Annotated in this window: 12 protein-coding genes; 10 read left to right on the forward strand and 2 right to left on the reverse strand. The window is 69.9% G+C overall.

Annotation, left to right across the window (positions count from 1 at the left end):
* Window positions 1-22: 22 nt before the first annotated feature.
* On the reverse strand, window positions 23-451 hold the full coding sequence (locus ABT367_RS03545; RefSeq protein WP_352249146.1) for a Rieske (2Fe-2S) protein: 429 nt from the start codon (window positions 449-451) through the stop codon (window positions 23-25).
* Between the two features lie 185 nt (window positions 452-636).
* The gene (locus ABT367_RS03550; RefSeq protein WP_352249148.1) at window positions 637-993 is read right to left on the reverse strand and encodes a LytR/AlgR family response regulator transcription factor; all 357 of its coding nucleotides are present in this window, start codon (window positions 991-993) and stop codon (window positions 637-639) included.
* A 290-nt stretch (window positions 994-1,283) separates the two neighbouring features.
* On the opposite strand from ABT367_RS03550, the gene ABT367_RS03555 reads away from it, so the two are divergent.
* From ABT367_RS03555 to tpiA, 10 genes are all read left to right on the forward strand, one after another.
* Entirely contained in the window at window positions 1,284-4,007 is a 2,724-nt protein-coding gene (locus tag ABT367_RS03555) for a PAS domain S-box protein (RefSeq protein WP_352249150.1), read from the forward strand.
* A 427-nt stretch (window positions 4,008-4,434) separates the two neighbouring features.
* Window positions 4,435-5,118, forward strand: a complete 684-nt coding sequence (locus tag ABT367_RS03560) for a response regulator transcription factor (protein ID WP_352249152.1) — start codon at window positions 4,435-4,437, stop codon at window positions 5,116-5,118.
* Window positions 5,119-5,208: 90 nt separating this feature from the next.
* Complete coding sequence (gene uvrC, locus ABT367_RS03565) at window positions 5,209-7,161, forward strand: excinuclease ABC subunit UvrC (RefSeq protein WP_352249154.1); 1,953 nt, start codon at window positions 5,209-5,211, stop codon at window positions 7,159-7,161.
* Between the two features lie 30 nt (window positions 7,162-7,191).
* Window positions 7,192-8,133, forward strand: a complete 942-nt coding sequence (gene rapZ, locus ABT367_RS03570) for an RNase adapter RapZ (protein WP_199546732.1) — start codon at window positions 7,192-7,194, stop codon at window positions 8,131-8,133.
* Complete coding sequence (locus ABT367_RS03575; RefSeq protein WP_352249156.1) at window positions 8,130-9,146, forward strand: gluconeogenesis factor YvcK family protein; 1,017 nt, start codon at window positions 8,130-8,132, stop codon at window positions 9,144-9,146. The genes rapZ and ABT367_RS03575 overlap by 4 nt, the downstream gene beginning before the upstream one ends.
* On the forward strand, window positions 9,137-10,126 hold the full coding sequence (gene whiA, locus ABT367_RS03580) for a DNA-binding protein WhiA (RefSeq protein ID WP_352249158.1): 990 nt from the start codon (window positions 9,137-9,139) through the stop codon (window positions 10,124-10,126). The genes ABT367_RS03575 and whiA overlap by 10 nt, the downstream gene beginning before the upstream one ends.
* A 135-nt stretch (window positions 10,127-10,261) precedes the next feature.
* Window positions 10,262-13,216 (forward strand): M14 family metallopeptidase, encoded by a 2,955-nt coding sequence (locus ABT367_RS03585; RefSeq protein ID WP_352249160.1) that lies wholly within the window; start codon window positions 10,262-10,264, stop codon window positions 13,214-13,216.
* A gap of 214 nt (window positions 13,217-13,430) precedes the next feature.
* Window positions 13,431-14,441, forward strand: a complete 1,011-nt coding sequence (gap, locus tag ABT367_RS03590) for a type I glyceraldehyde-3-phosphate dehydrogenase (protein WP_352249162.1) — start codon at window positions 13,431-13,433, stop codon at window positions 14,439-14,441.
* A gap of 125 nt (window positions 14,442-14,566) precedes the next feature.
* Window positions 14,567-15,778, forward strand: a complete 1,212-nt coding sequence (locus tag ABT367_RS03595; RefSeq protein ID WP_352249164.1) for a phosphoglycerate kinase — start codon at window positions 14,567-14,569, stop codon at window positions 15,776-15,778.
* A 2-nt stretch (window positions 15,779-15,780) separates the two neighbouring features.
* Window positions 15,781-16,557, forward strand: coding sequence for a triose-phosphate isomerase (tpiA, locus tag ABT367_RS03600; protein WP_352249238.1), 777 nt, complete (start codon window positions 15,781-15,783; stop codon window positions 16,555-16,557).
* The last annotated feature ends 63 nt before the right edge of the window (window positions 16,558-16,620 follow it).

Raw genomic sequence — 16,620 nt, forward strand, 5'->3', positions numbered from 1 at the left:
GACATTGCCGACGCCGTACGGGTTATGCCTTCGGCCCGGCGATCAGCTTGCCGTTCTCGACCCGGACCGGGACCTTCGGCAGCGGTACGGAGGCGGGGCCTTCGATCGCGGCACCGTTGACGACGTTGAAGCGGCTGCCGTGGCAGGGGCAGTTGGCCTCGTCGCCCTCGATCTTGTCCAGGACGCAGCCGGCGTGGGTGCACTGCGCGCTCAGTGCGGAGTACTTGCCGTCCTGGGAGCAGGCCACGAGAAGCCGCTGTTCACGGAAGAGCTTCGCGCTGCCCGCCGGCACGGCGGAGGCGTCACCCAGGTCGACCGGAGCGGTCGGCGTGGGGTTCTCGGCGTGGCCGAGGTCGGACTCCGTGGAGCAGGCCGCGGCGCCGAGCCCGGCCGTTCCTGCGAGGGCGGCGCCCTTGAGGACGGTACGACGGGCGGGGGCCTTGCCGGGCATGGAGTCTCCACAGCTCAGGGGGTACGACTGACCCGGTCGACGATACCGCCACAGATCACCCGGCCCTGCGCCGCCCACCACCGGCCGTCCTGCCACCGGCCTGGCGTCCACCACCGGCCGGCCTGTCACCGGCCTGGCGTCAACCGCCGGCCGCTCCCGCACCCGCCCGCGCCTGCCCCCGGTCCTCAATCGCCCGCGCTCACCAGCGCCCCCACGGCCTCGGCCGAAAGCCGCGACTTCGGCAGGAACCCGAGCACCGGGCTCTCGGCGATGAGCTCCTCGAAATCCTCCTGGGCATGGGTCGAGATCATGATCAGATGGGGCACGATCCCCGAGAGCCGCTCGGCCACCTCGAACCCGCTCTCACCGGCGAGATCGATATCGAGCAGCGCGACGTCGGGCCGCAACTCCCTGGCGTATACGAGCGCGTCGGTGCTCGATCCGGCGAGTGCGACCACGCTTGCCCCGCCCCGCTCGAGCAGCACCTTCGCGGCTTCGAGGAAGCGGGCGTTGTCGTCCACGAGGAGACAGCGCATCGCCATACGCCCAGCCTGCCAATGCTGTGGCCCGCACGCTTTCCTGCTAGCCGGAAACCTTGTCGGCGCCGTGCCAACTACCTTGATCGTACGCAGGGTTGGTGGCGGTCCCCGGCGCTAGCATGAAACCTGCCGGAAGCGCCCGCCATCAGTCGGCGGCGCGCGGAAGGCCGAGTGGCCGGGGGTGCGCCATGGGAGTGCGCAGGCGGTGGGTGCGGACGGGAAGAACCCGGAAGGCCACGCCGAGCGGCGGCACAGGGGCGACACGGCCCACCTCGCTCTTCGCCCGCCTCCGCGTGGGGACCAAACTGCTCCTCCTCGCCCTCCTCCCCGTGGGCGTCCTGCTCACCCTCACCGTCGTCTCCGCCGCGGGTCAGTGGCGGGAGGCGGCCCAGCTGCGGGACTTCGACCGGTCGACCCGGGTGTCGTTCGCCGCGGGAACGCTCGCCGACGCCCTCGCCCAGGAGCGCCTCGCCACCATGCTCGACACGCTCCGTCCAGGCCCGCAGGCCGAAGAGCGGCTCGCCGACGCCCGCCGTACCGCTTCCGCCGCACTCGCGGAGGCCGGACGCAGGACGGACGAGGAAGGCCGCTTCGAGGAGCGGATGGCGGAGATCCGGACGGGACTGGCGGAGGTGCGGCGAGATCACGACGCCCGGGCCGTCACCGTCGACCATGTGGCGGGCGGCTTCGGCGCCGTGATCCTCGATGTGGTGGAGCTGGTGGCGGCCGTCGAGTCCCGCGAGCCGAGCGCGTTCTCCCGCTCGGTGGCCGATGCCCATCTGTCGATGATCCAGGCCACCGAGGCCGCCGGCGCCGAACGCTCCGAGCTGGTCATCCTGTTCGCCGCGCCGCCGGGCGCCCCATCACCCACGGCCAGCCGCTGGCCGGCCCTGGAGGAAGCCCGCCTCGACACCTTCCGGCGGACGGCCTCGGGTCCCCTCAAGTCCCGGCTGGAAAAGGTCCTTTCACGTCCCGAGTCCGCTTTCGTACGGGAGGTGCGCGACCAGCTCGCCGCAGGCGGTTCCTGGCGCTACCCCACCGTGGAGCGCTGGGCCGAAGCCGCCTCGGCCAGGATGGACGCCTTGCGTACGGTCACCCGCGCCGCGGAGGAGGAGCTGCGGGACTCCGCATCCGACGGCGTGAGCGCCGCCGAGACCAGGGCATGGCGCGACCTCGCCCTGTTCCTGCTCCTGCTCGCCGTGGTCACCGCCTTCGCGCTCGCGCTGCGCCGCTCGATCGGCCGCCCGCTCACCGAAGTGGCCGACGGAGCCCAGGCGTTGGCGGCGGGCGACTTCTCGTACGGCATCCGTCACCACGGCCACGACGAGATCGGCACCGTCGCGGAGAGCTTCCGTGAGCTGCGCGGCACCGTCGAGCGGCTGACCGACGAGGTGCGGGCCATGACGCAGGCCGTCGACGGCGACCGGCTCGACCACCGCGCCGAACCGGCTCAGTTCGAAGGGGCCTGGGCGCAGCTCCTCGAGGGTCTGAACGGCACGATGACCTCCATCGCCCAACTGCACGGCCGCCGCAAGGAGGCCGAGCGCGAAGTGGAGAACCTGTTCACGCTCTCCGCGGACCTGCTGTGCATCGCCGACCTCAAGGGGTACTTCCGCCGGATCAACCCCGCGTTCGAGGAGGTGCTCGGCCATCCGCCCGAGGTGGTTCTCGGCCGGCCCTTCATGGAGCTCGTACACGAGGAGGACCGTGCCCGCACGCGCGCGGCGCTGGCCCGGCTGGGCGACGGCGAAGAGGTCTTCCGGTTCGAGAACCGCTATCGGCGCACCGACGGCACCTACTGCTGGCTGCAGTGGAACGCGCGGTCCATCCCGGAGAAGGGCCTGATCCACGCCGCGGCCCGCGATGTCACGGAGCGGCGCCGGGTGCAGAGCGAGCAGAGCGCGCTGCGCCGTGTAGCCACCCTGGTCGCCCAGGGGGTGCCGCCGGAGCGGCTTTTCGGTGAGGTCGCGCGGGAGGTCGGCCGGCTCCTGGAGACGCCGTCCGCCGCGGTCGTACGGTACGGAGCCGACGGCCGGGTCACCACCGTCGGCGACGCGGGCGCCGCGCCCCGCGCCCCGCACGAGGAACCCGCCGTGACCGCGGTGGCCGACACGGGCAAGCCGGTCCGCACGGGCGACGCGGCCGGTGTGCCGATCGTGGTGGACGGCCGTCTGTGGGGCGCCGTCATCGCGGCCGCCCCCGGCGGACAGGAGCTGCCGCCGGGCTCCGAGAAACGCCTGGCCGCGTTCACCGAGCTGATCGTCAGCGCCATCGCCAACGCCGACAGCCGGGCCCAGCTCGCCGCGTCGCGTGCCCGTGTGGTCGCCGCTTCCGACGCCTCACGGCGGCGTATCGAACGCGATCTGCACGACGGCGTACAGCAACGCCTCGTCTCGCTCCAGCTGGAACTGCGCACCGCGGAGGCCCTCGCGCCCGCAGGCTCAGACGAACTCCTCGAACGGCTCGCCCACATGGGCCGCGGGCTGCAGGACGCCTTCGACGAGCTGCAACGTCTCTCGCGCGGAATCCACCCGGCCATCCTGTCCAAGGGAGGCCTCGGCCCCGCCCTGCGCGCACTGGCCCGCCGTTCGTCCGTCCCCGTCGAACTCGATCTGCGGGTCCCGCGCGCCCGGCTGCCCGAGCCGGTGGAGGTCGCCGCGTACTACGTGGTCTCCGAGGCCCTCGCCAACACCGCCAAACACGCCAACGCCAACGTCGTGACGGTCCAGGTGACGCGCGAGCGCGGGGCCGTGGAACTGGTCATCGCCGACGACGGGGTGGGCGGCGCCGAACCGGCCCGCGGCTCCGGACTCATCGGCCTCGCGGACCGCGTCGAGGCGATCGGCGGCACGCTGCATGTCAACAGCCGTCTGGGGAACGGAACATCCCTGCTCGTACGGCTGCCGGCGCCCGCGGACGATCCCGGAAGCCGACCGCCCGGCGAACGCGAGGGGGAGTCCGGACGCCGACCGCCCGGCGAACGCGAGGGGGAGCCAAGTGGGGGGCCTTGGACTTGAATACCGCGTTCGCCGTGCGGCGGTCAGCCGGACGGACCGGGACTCCGTCCAGTAGAGGAGCGCGCCGCCGCGCGCCGGATCCGCTTGGCGCGGACCACGTCGGGGTCTCTGGGATCGAGACGGTCGCCATGTTCGGTGTGGCAGTCACGGGTCGACCACCGCCGACTGCGCTCGACCCGTGACTGCCGCATGGCTTCCGCCCTCTCGACCCGTACATACCGGGTTTCTCCCGAGGTCTTCAGCATCGCCCCCGAGCGGCCCCCTGTCGTCATGGCCAGCCCCCAACTCCCTTTCGGGGACGCCCCCATGGACCTCTTACCGCCAGCACCTCCCGGCTCTTCCCGCTAGCAGGAAGAGCCCTGGTCCGGCAGCATGTGCACGGACGGCCCGGCACGGTCTCGTACGCCGCCGACGGAGGGGACTGGCCATGGGAATGTCACAGGGGTGGCAGCAGGGGATGCCGAAGGGACGGGTCGTCCTCGCCGACGACGACGTCCTGCTCCGCGAGGGCCTCGCGAGCCTGTGCGAACGCGTCGGATACGCCGTGGTCGGCCAAGCCGGCGAAGCCGAGACGCTGCTCGCCCTGGTCGACGAGCACCGCCCGGACCTCGCGGTCGTCGACATCCGGATGCCGCCGGAGCACTCCACGGAAGGTCTCAGGGCGGCCGCGACCATCCGCGAGAAGTTCCCCGCGACCGGCATCCTCGTCCTCTCGGCGTATGTGGAGGTCGAGGACGCACTCGCCCTGCTCGCCGGCGGCCACCGCATCGGCTATCTCCTCAAGAGCCGGATCACGGATGTCGACGAGTTCCTGGAGACCCTCGACCGGATCTCCAAGGGCGGCTCGGTCGTCGACCCGTCGCTGGTGCAGGAGCTGGTGGCCGCCCAGCGCCGCGACGATCCGCTGTCCCTGCTGAGCGGCCGCGAGCGCGAGGTGCTCGAGCTGATGGCCGAGGGCCGCTCCAACGCCGGTATCGGACGGCGCCTTTGGGTCACCGAGGGCACCGTCGAGAAGCACGTCCGGTCGATCATGAGCAAACTACGTCTCCCCGAGGACACCGACGACCACCGCCGCGTCCTCGCGGTCCTCACGTTCCTGGAGTCCCGCTAGATCCGCACGGCCCCGGAGTCCCGGCGGCCGCTGCTTCGGGAGGCCCGCCTCGGGCCCTGGCTGTCGGTGGCCGCCAGTAGGGTGGATGCCATGGCCGACCCCTCCAGCTACCGCCCCAAGCCGGGACAGATCCCCGACTCGCCAGGGGTCTACAAATTCCGTGACGAGCACCGCCGAGTGATCTACGTCGGCAAGGCCAAATCCCTGCGCCAGCGGCTTGCGAACTACTTCCAGGATCTCGCGAGCCTGCACCCGCGCACCCGCTCCATGGTCACCACCGCCGCCTCCGTCGAGTGGACCGTCGTCGCCACCGAGGTCGAGGCGCTGCAGCTGGAGTACAGCTGGATCAAGGAGTTCGACCCCCGGTTCAACGTCAAGTACCGCGACGACAAGAGCTATCCCTATCTCGCGGTCACGCTGAATGAGGAGTACCCGCGCGTCCAGGTGATGCGCGGCGCCAAGAAGAAGGGCGTGCGCTACTTCGGTCCTTACGGGCATGCCTGGGCCATCCGCGAGACAGTGGACCTGATGCTGCGCGTCTTCCCGGTGCGCACCTGCTCGGCCGGCGTCTTCAAGAACGCCGCGCGCACCGGCCGCCCCTGCCTTCTCGGCTACATCGGCAAGTGCTCGGCCCCCTGCGTCGGCCGTGTCGACGCCGAGGACCACCGTGAACTGGCCGAGGACTTCTGCGACTTCATGGCGGGCCGCACCGGCGCGTACATCCGCAGGCTCGAGAAGGACATGCAGGACGCGGCCGAGGAGATGGAGTACGAGCGGGCCGCCCGGCTGCGCGACGACATCGAGGCGCTCAAGCGCGCCATGGAGAAGAGCGCGGTCGTCCTCGCCGACGCCACCGACGCCGACCTGATCGCCCTCGCGGAGGACGAGCTCGAAGCCGCCGTGCAGATCTTCCATGTACGGGGCGGACGCGTCCGCGGCCAGCGCGGCTGGGTCACCGACAAGGTCGAGGCCGTCACCAGCGCCGGCCTCGTCGAGCACGCACTGCAGCAGCTGTACGGGGAGGAGAGCGGCGACGCCGTTCCCAAGGAGGTCCTCGTACCGGCCCTGCCCGAGGACGAGGCGGCCGTCACGCAGTGGCTCACCCAGCGCCGCGGGGCGAACGTGAGCCTGCGGATCCCGCAGCGCGGCGACAAGCGGGCCCTCATGGAGACCGTGCAGCGCAATGCCCAGCAGTCCCTGGTCCTGCACAAGACCAAGCGGGCCGCCGACCTGACCACCCGCTCCCGTGCCCTGGAGGAGATCGCCGCCGCGCTCGACCTCGACAGCGCTCCGCTGCGTATCGAATGCTTCGACATCTCCCATCTCCAGGGCGATGACGTGGTCGCCTCGATGGTGGTCTTCGAGGACGGGCTCGCACGCAAGAGCGAGTACCGGCGCTTCCAGATCAAGGGCTTCGAGGGACAGGACGACGTCCGCTCCATGCACGAGGTGATCCACCGCCGCTTCCGGCGCTATCTGGCCGAGAAGGAGAAGACGGGGGAGTGGGCCGAGGACGGAGAGGTACCGGCCGAGGACGACGGACGCCCGAAGAAATTCGCGTATCCGCCGCAGCTCGTGGTCGTCGACGGCGGTCAGCCGCAGGTCGCGGCCGCCAAGAAGGCCATGGACGAGCTGGGTATCGACGATGTCGCCGTCTGCGGTCTCGCCAAGCGCCTGGAAGAGGTCTGGCTGCCGGACGACGACGATCCGGTGGTGCTGCCGCGCTCCAGCGAAGGGCTCTATCTTCTTCAGCGGGTGCGCGACGAGGCGCACCGCTTCGCGATCCAGTACCAGCGCAGCAAGCGCAACAAACGGATCCGCTCCAGCCCGCTCGATGACGTGCCGGGCCTGGGAGAGGCGCGTAAGCAAGCGCTTATCAAACACTTCGGTTCGGTGAAAAAGCTGCGGTCCGCCACAATTGACCAGATCTGTGAAGTGCCCGGCATAGGGCGCAAGACCGCCGAGACCATTCTCGCGGCCTTCGCCACGGCGGAACCCGCCGCGCCCGCGGTGAACACCGCGACCGGAGAGATCATGGAATAGACCAGCAGACGACCGACGGGGGCAGTACAGATGACCGAGCACGACGATGGAGCACAGGTGAGTACGGGCAACACGGGCACCACGATCGAAGCCGGAGAGGCCGCCGAGGCCGCCATCCCCGAGCTGGTCATCATCTCGGGCATGTCGGGCGCGGGCCGTTCCACCGCGGCCAAGTGTCTGGAGGACCTCGGCTGGTTCGTGGTCGACAATCTGCCGCCCGCGCTGATCCCCACCATGGTGGAGCTGGGCGCGCGCTCGCAGGGCAATGTCGCGCGGATCGCCGTCGTCGTCGACGTGCGCGGCCGCCGCTTCTTCGACAATCTGCGCCAGTCCCTCGCGGACCTGGAGGCCAAGAGCGTCACGCGCCGCATCGTCTTCCTGGAGTCCTCGGACGAGGCCCTGGTGCGCCGCTTCGAGTCCGTGCGCCGTCCGCACCCGCTGCAGGGCGACGGCCGGATCGTCGACGGTATCGCCGCCGAGCGCGAGCTCCTGCGCGAGCTGCGCGGCGACGCCGACCTGGTGATCGACACCTCCAGCCTCAATGTGCACGAGCTGCGCGCCAAGATGGACGCCCAGTTCGCGGGCGACGACGAGCCGGAGCTGCGCGCCACGGTGATGTCGTTCGGCTACAAGTACGGCCTGCCCGTCGACGCCGACCTCGTCGTCGACTGCCGCTTCCTGCCCAACCCGCACTGGGTGCCCGAACTGCGTCCGTTCACCGGGCTCAACGAGGAGGTGTCCGGGTTCGTCTTCAACCAGCCCGGCGCCAAGGAGTTCCTCGACCGGTACGCCGAGCTGCTCCAGCTGATCGCCACCGGGTACCGCCGCGAGGGCAAGCGGTATGTGACCATCGCGGTCGGCTGCACCGGCGGCAAGCACCGCTCCGTCGCGATGTCCGAGAAGCTGGCCGCGCGCCTGGCCGCCGAAGGCGTGGAGACGGTGGTCGTCCACCGGGACATGGGGCGCGAGTGAAGCCGACTCCCCGCCTGGGGCGTCTGAACCGTCTGGGCCGCAAGCGGGGCGCACAGCCCAAGGTCGTCGCGCTCGGCGGCGGCATGGGCCTGTCCGCCTCGCTGGCCGCCCTGCGCCGTATCACCGGTGACCTCACCGCCGTGGTCACCGTCGCCGACGACGGCGGCTCCAGCGGCCGGCTCCGCGACGAGCTCGGTGTGCTGCCGCCCGGCGATCTGCGCAAGGCCCTCGCGGCCCTGTGCGGAGACGACGACTGGGGCCAGACCTGGTCCCGGGTCATCCAGCACCGCTTCGAGTCGCAGGGCGAACTGCACGACCACGCCGTCGGCAATCTCCTGATCGTCGCCCTGTGGGAACAGCTCGGCGACCACGTCCAGGCCCTCGACCTGGTCGGCAAGCTGCTCGGCGCCCATGGCCGGGTGCTGCCGATGTCCGCCGTACCGCTGGAGCTCCAGGCCCTCGTCAAGGGGCACGACCCGGAGCACCCCGGCAATGTCGACCTGGTCCGCGGCCAGGCGACCGTGGCGCTCACGCCGGGCGAGGTGCAGTCCGTGCACCTGGTCCCGCACGACCCGCCGGCCGTCCCCGAGGCGGTCGCCGCGGTGCTCGACGCGGACTGGGTGGTGCTCGGTCCTGGCTCCTGGTTCTCGTCGGTGATCCCGCATCTTCTGGTGCCACAACTGCTCGACGCGCTCGTCGAGACGAAGGCCCGGAAGGTGCTTTCGCTCAACCTCGCACCGCAACCCGGTGAAACCGATGGCTTCTCACCGCAGCGTCATTTGGAGGTTTTGGCCCGACACGCCCCTAAACTCGCCCTGGACGTGGTGCTGGCCGATCTGGCCGCCGTGCCCGACCCGGACTCTCTGACCCACGCTGCAAAGGGCCTCGGAGCCGAGGTCGAGCTGGCGCCGGTCGCGTCGCAGGAGAGTTCCGCCAAGCATGATCCGGTGCTCCTCGCAGCCGCGTACGACCGTATTTTTCGGATGCATGGAAGGATCGGCCCATGGCGATGACGGCAGCGGTGAAGGATGAGATTTCCCGGCTTCCCGTCACCCGGACCTGCTGCAGGAAGGCAGAGGTCTCGGCGATTCTTCGGTTCGCGGGCGGGCTGCACCTGGTCAGCGGCCGCATTGTGATCGAGGCGGAGCTGGACACGGCGATGGCCGCGCGCCGGCTCAAGAAGGACATCCTGGAGATCTTCGGGCACAGCTCGGAGCTGATGGTGATGGCCGCGGGCGGACTGCGCCGCGGTTCGCGTTATGTCGTACGGGTCGTCGCGGGCGGCGACCAGCTGGCACGCCAGACCGGGCTCGTCGACGGGCGCGGCCGGCCGATCCGCGGCCTTCCGCCGCAGGTCGTCTCGGGTGCGACCTGTGACGCCGAAGCCGCTTGGCGGGGCGCGTTCCTCGCGCACGGCTCGCTCACCGAGCCGGGCCGTTCCTCCTCCCTCGAAGTGACCTGCCCCGGACCGGAGGCGGCCCTCGCCCTGGTGGGCGCCGCACGTCGGCTGTCCATCGCGGCGAAGGCCCGTGAGGTACGCGGCGTGGACCGTGTCGTCGTCCGTGACGGTGACGCGATCGGCGCGCTGCTGACGCGCCTTGGTGCGCACGAGTCGGTGCTCGCCTGGGAGGAGCGGCGGATGCGCCGCGAGGTCCGCGCGACGGCCAACCGCCTGGCCAACTTCGACGACGCCAACCTGCGCCGCTCGGCCCGCGCCGCGGTGGCGGCGGGCGCGCGGGTGCAGCGGGCCCTGGAGATCCTCCAGGACGAGGTGCCCGAGCACCTCGCGGCAGCCGGCCGGCTGCGCATGGAGCACAAGCAGGCCTCGCTCGAGGAGCTGGGCGCCCTGGCCGACCCGCCGCTGACGAAGGACGCCGTCGCCGGCCGTATCCGCCGCCTGCTGGCGATGGCGGACAAGCGGGCCCAGGACCTGGGCATCCCCGGCACCGAGTCCAACCTGACCGAGGAGATGGCGGACAACATGGCGGGCTGAGCCCGTACGCAGTACCCGGGGTGTGGGGGCACTGGCCCTCACACCCCTTTTGTGCTGCCGTATTGACATGATCATGGTGTGTCATGAGCCTGGCGGTCTGCGCACAAATGTGCCGGACAACCGCAAGGGGGGCTCATGAGACGAAGAGCGAACGCGGTGCTCGCCGCGGCTGCACTCCTGGCGGGCGGATTACTCGCCGCCCCGCCGGTCCAGGCGCAAGGCCCGGGCGCCGACGACCCCGCCGCCGCGGACGCCATCAAGGTGTTCCGCGCCGAAGTCACCAAGGAGCAGGTGCCGTTGCTCCTCAAGGCCGGCCAGGACGGACACGAACTGGCCGAGCAGGCACCCCAGAAGGGCACCGCGAGCGTCGAGCTCTATCTGACCGACCAGCAGGCCGGCCGGCTCCGCGAGCAGGGCATCGAGATGAAGGAGCACAAGGTCTCGGCCCAGGCCCTGAAGAAGCTCGCGGCCGCCGGAGACGGCGTCTTCCGTCCGTACGGCGGTGCGGGCGGCCTCAAGGAGGAGATCGTCAAGACCGGTCAGGCGCACAACAGCCTGACGAAGGTCGTCTCGATCGGGAAGACCGTCAAGGGCGAGGACATCCTCGCGCTCAAGATCAGCAAGGGTGCCGACAAGTACCGCGACGGTTCGAAGCCCTCCACGCTCTACCTGTCCAACCAGCACGCGCGCGAGTGGATCACCCCCGAGATGACCCGCCGCCTGATGCACCACTACCTCGACAACTACGGCAAGGACCCGAGGATCACCAAGCTCGTCGACAGCACCGAGCTGTGGTTCGTCCTCTCCGCCAACCCCGACGGCTACGACTACACGCACGCGGCCGACGGCGACCGCCAGTGGCGCAAGAACATGCGGGACAACGACAGGGACGGCGCGCACACCGCAGCCGACGGAGTCGACCTCAACCGCAACTTCGCCTACAAGTGGGGCTACGACAACGAGGGTTCGTCCCCCGACCTGTCCAGTGAGACCTACCGCGGCGCCGGTCCGAACTCGGAGCCCGAGACGGTCGCACTCGACCGCTTCCAGAAGCGCATCGGCTTCGAGTACGGCATCAACTACCACTCCGCCGCCGAGCTGATCCTGTACGGAGTCGGCTGGCAGGTCGCCACGCCGACCCCGGACGACGTGCTCTACAAGGCACTTGCCGGCACGCCCGAGAACTCCGCGGTGCCCGGCTACCGCCCGCAGGTCTCCTCCGAGCTGTACACCACCAACGGCGAGGCCGACGGTCACGCGGGCAACGTCAACGGCATCGCGATGTTCACGCCGGAGATGTCGACCTGCCAGACCATCTCCAACCTGGACCCGAACGACCCCTGGAACCCCGGGGACTGCGAGTCCGTCTTCACCTTCCCGGACGACGAGAAGCTGATCCAGGACGAGTTCGCCAAGAACATCCCGTTCGCGCTCGCGGTCGCCGAGTCCGCGATGCACCCGGACCAGCCCTCCTCGCCGGTCGGCATCGAAGCGCCGGACTTCACGGTCGACAAGTTCGCCGCCTCGTACGCGCGGGGCGCGGACCAGGAGGTCACGGTCACCGCGCGCAAGTCGGTGCGCGACAAGGAGCTCAACTACCGCATCAACGGCGGGCGTACGCACGATGAGGACCTCGAAGCGTGGCGCGGCGGTGAGCGCTTCGGCGGCGCCGACAACCTCCACTTCGACGAGTACCGGGCGGAGATCGAGGACGCCGATCCGGGCGACAAGGTCGAGGTCTGGTACACGGGCCGTACCAAGAAGGGCGAGCGGGTCTCCAGCGAGCACTTCACGTACACCGTCGTCGAACGCCCCCGTGCCTCGACGCTCGTGGTGGCCGAGGAAGGCGCCGCGCAGAAGCACGCGCAGAAGTACGTGGACGCGCTCAAGGCCAACGGCCGCAGCGCCATCGTCTGGGACGTGGCCACGCAGGGAGCTCCGCACCCGCTGGCCGTCCTCGCCCACTTCGGCACGGTCGTCCACTACACCGGCGACCCGGCTCCGGGCGGTCCCACCACCCTGGCCATCCGCTCGTATCTCAACGAAGGCGGCAAGGTGATCGTCGCCGGTGAGCGCGCCGGCGGAACCGTGCGTATCGGCCGGGCGAACTCCAACGACTTCGGGCAGTACTACCTAGGGGCGTACGAGCGCCTCGCGACGCCCGCCGTCACCACCTTCGACGGAGCCGGCGCCCTGGACGGCGTCGACACCCCGCTCGCGGGCGCCGAGGGCAACCCGCTCGACAGCGCCGGCCGCTACACCGTCACCTCGGACACCCTGCCCGCGGACGAGTTCCCGCTGTTCAGGAGCGCCCAGGCCGGTGCGTATCCCGGAGTCGCCAACCCGTACGCGCCGTACGAGGGGACCGGCATGGCCTCCTCGGTGCACGCGGACAACGACTGGCAGCGGCTGACCCGGACCATCGATCTGACCGGGGTCACCGCGGCCCAGGCACCCGAGCTGCGGTTCGTCATGAACTGGAACGTCGAGCCCGGCTACGACCACGCCCTGCTCGAGGCCCGTACCGCGGGCGGCGACGACTGGACCACGCTGCCCGACAAGAACGGGAACACCTCCCAGACCGTGCCCGAGGAGTGCGGGGCCGGATTCTTCATGCGGGGACACCCCTTCCTGGAGCGCTACCTGACCCGCACCGGCACCACCTGCACCGCGGGCGGCAGCAGTGGGGCGTGGAACAGCTTCTCCGGCGCCTCGGACGGCTGGAAGCCGGTGGCGTTCGACCTCAGCGCGTACGCGGGCAAGAAGGTCGAGGTGTCACTGAGCAACGTCACCGACCCCTCCTTCGGGCTGCGCGGCGTCTTCGCCGACAACGCCCAGGTGGCCGTCGGCGGCACCGTCACCGAGACCGAGGGCTTCGAGTCGGGGCTCGGTGTATGGGCCGTGTCGGCACCACCGGCCGGAAGTCCCAACATCACCGGCGACTGGTCCCGGACCGGCGAGCTCTACAAGCCCTACGCGGCCGTCACCACGCGTGACAGCGTGCTCGTCGGCTTCGGTCTGGAACACATCCCAGGTCAGGCGACACGCAATCAGCTCATGGGCAAGGCCCTTGCCGCACTGCGGCGTTGACAGTCTGTTGAAATCTTGAGCCCGGCTACGCACCGTAGCCGGGTCCAAGGTCCCGACGGCCCGTTTCCGGCGAACCGGTGCGGGCCGTCCTTACTCGTACGGACCTGCTCGATGTCACCCGAAGGGCTCCGGAGAGGTAGGGTCGAAGGCGGTCGGGGACATCCCATACAGCTCGCCGGCGGACAGTCCGGCGTACCAACGAGGAGATCGGTTCGTGACGATCCGCGTAGGCATCAATGGCTTTGGTCGTATCGGCCGCAACTACTTCCGGGCTCTGAAGGCCCAGGGTGCGGACATCGAGGTCGTTGCCGTCAACGACCTGGGTGACACCGCCACCACGGCGCACCTGCTCAAGTACGACACCATCCTCGGCCGCTTCCAGGGCGAGGTGTCGCACACGGCGGACACCATCACGGTCGACGGCCACACCATCAAGGTGCTTTCCGAGCGCAACCCGGCCGACATCCCCTGGGGCGACCTGGGCGTCGACATCGTCATCGAGTCGACCGGCATCTTCACCAAGAAGGCCGACGCCGAGAAGCACATCGCCGGCGGCGCCAAGAAGGTCCTCATCTCGGCTCCGGCCACCGACGAGGACATCACCATCGTGATGGGCGTCAACCAGGACAACTATGACGCGGCCAACCACCACGTCATCTCCAACGCCTCCTGCACCACCAACTGTGTGGCGCCGATGGCCAAGGTTCTCGACGAGAACTTCGGCATCGTCAAGGGCCTGATGACGACGGTCCACGCGTACACCAACGACCAGCGCATCCTGGACTTCCCGCACAAGGACCTGCGTCGCGCCCGCGCCGCCGCGGAGAACATCATCCCGACCACCACGGGTGCCGCCAAGGCCACCGCGCTGGTCCTGCCGCAGCTCAAGGGCAAGCTCGACGGCATCGCGATGCGCGTGCCGGTCCCGACCGGTTCCGCCACGGACCTGGTCGTCGAGCTGCAGCGCGAGGTCACCAAGGACGAGGTCAACTCGGCCTTCAAGAAGGCTTCCGAGGACGGTCCGCTCGCCGGCCGCCTGTACTACACCGAGGACCCGATCGTGTCCTCGGACATCGTCAGCGACCCGGCCTCCTGCACCTTCGACTCGCAGATGACCATGGTCCAGGACGGCAAGACGGTGAAGATCCTCGGTTGGTACGACAACGAGTGGGGCTACTCCAACCGCCTCGTCGACCTGACGGAGTTCGTCGGCGGCCAGCTCTGAGCTGTCGCTGAGTCAGGCACATCGATGTGAGCAATGGGGCTCGGACGGCGCGCAGTTGAAGCGTCGTCCGGGCCCCGTTCGCTTGTAGCTTTCCTTCGTTGTTTCTCCCTAGGAGTCCTTGAGTCATGAAGACGATCGACGAGCTTCTCGCCGAAGGGGTCGCCGGCAAGCGGGTCTTCGTCCGCGCCGACCTCAACGTGCCGCTGGACGGCACCACCATCACCGACGACGGCCGTATCCGCGCCGTCGCGCCCACTGTCAAGGCGCTCGCCGGCGCCGGCGCCCGCGTGGTCGTCGCCTCGCACCTGGGCCGCCCCAAGGGCGCTCCGGACCCGGCCTTCTCGCTCGCGCCCGCCGCGACGCGCCTGGGTGAAATCCTCGGCGCCGACGTGGCGTTCGCGACCGACACGGTCGGCGAGTCCGCACAGTCGACCGTCGCAGGCCTCGCCGACGGCCAGGTCGCCGTCATCGAGAACCTGCGCTTCAACGCCGGCGAGACCTCCAAGGACGACGCCGAGCGCGGCGCCTTCGCGGACCAGCTCGCGACCCTCGCCGACGTGTACGTCGGCGACGGCTTCGGCGCGGTGCACCGCAAGCACGCCTCGGTGTTCGACCTGCCGGCCCGCCTTCCGCACGCCGCCGGCTACCTGATCGCCACCGAGGTCGGCGTCCTCAAGAAGCTCACCGACGACGTCAAGCGCCCCTACGTGGTCGTGCTCGGCGGCGCCAAGGTCTCCGACAAGCTGGCCGTCATCGACAACCTCATCGAGAAGGCCGACCGGATCCTCATCGGCGGCGGCATGGCGTACACCTTCCTCGCGGCCCAGGGCTACGAGGTCGGTCTGTCCCTGCTGCAGAAGGACCAGATCCCGGCCGTCCAGGAGTACCTGAAGCGGGCCGAGGCCAAGGGCGTCGAGTTCGTGCTCCCCGTCGACGTCCGGGTCTCCGCGGACTTCCCCGACCTCAAGAACCAGGTCGATGTCCACCCCGACATCGTGGCCGCCACCGCCATCCCGGCGGACAAGGAGGGCCTGGACATCGGCCCGAAGACCGAGGAACTGTACGCTGCCAAGCTGCAGGACGCCGCCACCGTGTTCTGGAACGGCCCGATGGGTGTCTTCGAGCACAAGGACTTCGCGAACGGCACCCGCGCGGTCGCCAAGGGCCTCGTGGACTCCTCCGCCTTCTCCGTGGTCGGCGGCGGCGACTCGGCCGCCGCGTTCCGCATCCTCGGCTTCAGTGAGGACAAGGTCGGTCACATCTCGACCGGCGGCGGCGCCTCGCTTGAGTACCTCGAGGGCAAGTCCCTCCCCGGCCTCGTAGCACTGGAGAAGTGAAGATCATGACGCGCATGCCCCTGATGGCAGGCAACTGGAAGATGAACCTCAACCACCTCGAGGCCATCGCCCACACCCAGAAGCTCGCCTTCGCGCTCGCCGACAAGGACTACGAGGCCGTCGAGGTCGCGGTCCTGCCGCCCTTCACGGACCTGCGCGGTGTGCAGACCCTGGTCGACGGCGACAAGCTCAAGATCAAGTACGGCGCCCAGGACATCTCGGCGTTCGACTCCGGTGCCTACACCGGTGAGATCTCGGGCCCGATGCTCTCCAAGCTGAAGTGCACCTACGTGGCCATCGGCCACTCGGAGCGCCGCCAGTACCACAACGAGACCGACCAGATCTGCAACGCCAAGGTCAAGGCCGCCTACAAGCACGGCATCACGCCGATCCTGTGCGTCGGCGAAGGCCTGGAGATCCGCAAGGCCGGCCAGCAGGTCCAGTACACGCTGAACCAGGTCGACGGCGCGCTCAAGGACATCCCGGCCGAGCAGGCCGAGTCCATCGTGATCGCGTACGAGCCGGTCTGGGCCATCGGAACCGGCGAGGTCGCCACCCCCGAGGACGCCCAGGAGGTCTGCGGTGCGATCCGCGGGCGTCTGGCCGAGCTGTACTCGCAGGAGCTGGCCGACAAGGTCCGCATCCAGTACGGCGGCTCCGTGAAGTCCGGCAACGTCGCCGCGATCATGGCGCAGCCCGATGTGGACGGCGCCCTGGTGGGCGGTGCCGCGCTCGACGCCGACGAGTTCGTCAAGATCGTCCGGTTCCGCGACCAGTAGGGTCCGGTACCCTGACGGGGGTCGGCTTCCTCTCCGAGGAGCGGCCCCCGTCTTTCTGTCCGA

The sequence above is a fragment of the Streptomyces mesophilus genome (genome assembly GCF_040300965.1).
Classification (GTDB): domain Bacteria; phylum Actinomycetota; class Actinomycetes; order Streptomycetales; family Streptomycetaceae; genus Streptomyces; species Streptomyces mesophilus_A.

Bases quoted from the DNA above. Each gene is read 5' to 3' on its own strand.
- ABT367_RS03550 (WP_352249148.1), bottom strand. From the start codon at position 993: ATGGCGATGCGCTGTCTCCTCGTGGACGACAACGCCCGCTTCCTCGAA.
- uvrC (WP_352249154.1), top strand. From the start codon at position 5,209: ATGGCCGACCCCTCCAGCTACCGCCCCAAGCCGGGACAGATCCCCGAC.
- rapZ (WP_199546732.1), top strand. From the start codon at position 7,192: ATGACCGAGCACGACGATGGAGCACAGGTGAGTACGGGCAACACGGGC.
- whiA (WP_352249158.1), top strand. From the start codon at position 9,137: ATGGCGATGACGGCAGCGGTGAAGGATGAGATTTCCCGGCTTCCCGTC.
- ABT367_RS03585 (WP_352249160.1), top strand. From the start codon at position 10,262: ATGAGACGAAGAGCGAACGCGGTGCTCGCCGCGGCTGCACTCCTGGCG.
- ABT367_RS03545 (WP_352249146.1), bottom strand. From the start codon at position 451: ATGCCCGGCAAGGCCCCCGCCCGTCGTACCGTCCTCAAGGGCGCCGCC.
- ABT367_RS03560 (WP_352249152.1), top strand. From the start codon at position 4,435: ATGGGAATGTCACAGGGGTGGCAGCAGGGGATGCCGAAGGGACGGGTC.
- ABT367_RS03595 (WP_352249164.1), top strand. From the start codon at position 14,567: ATGAAGACGATCGACGAGCTTCTCGCCGAAGGGGTCGCCGGCAAGCGG.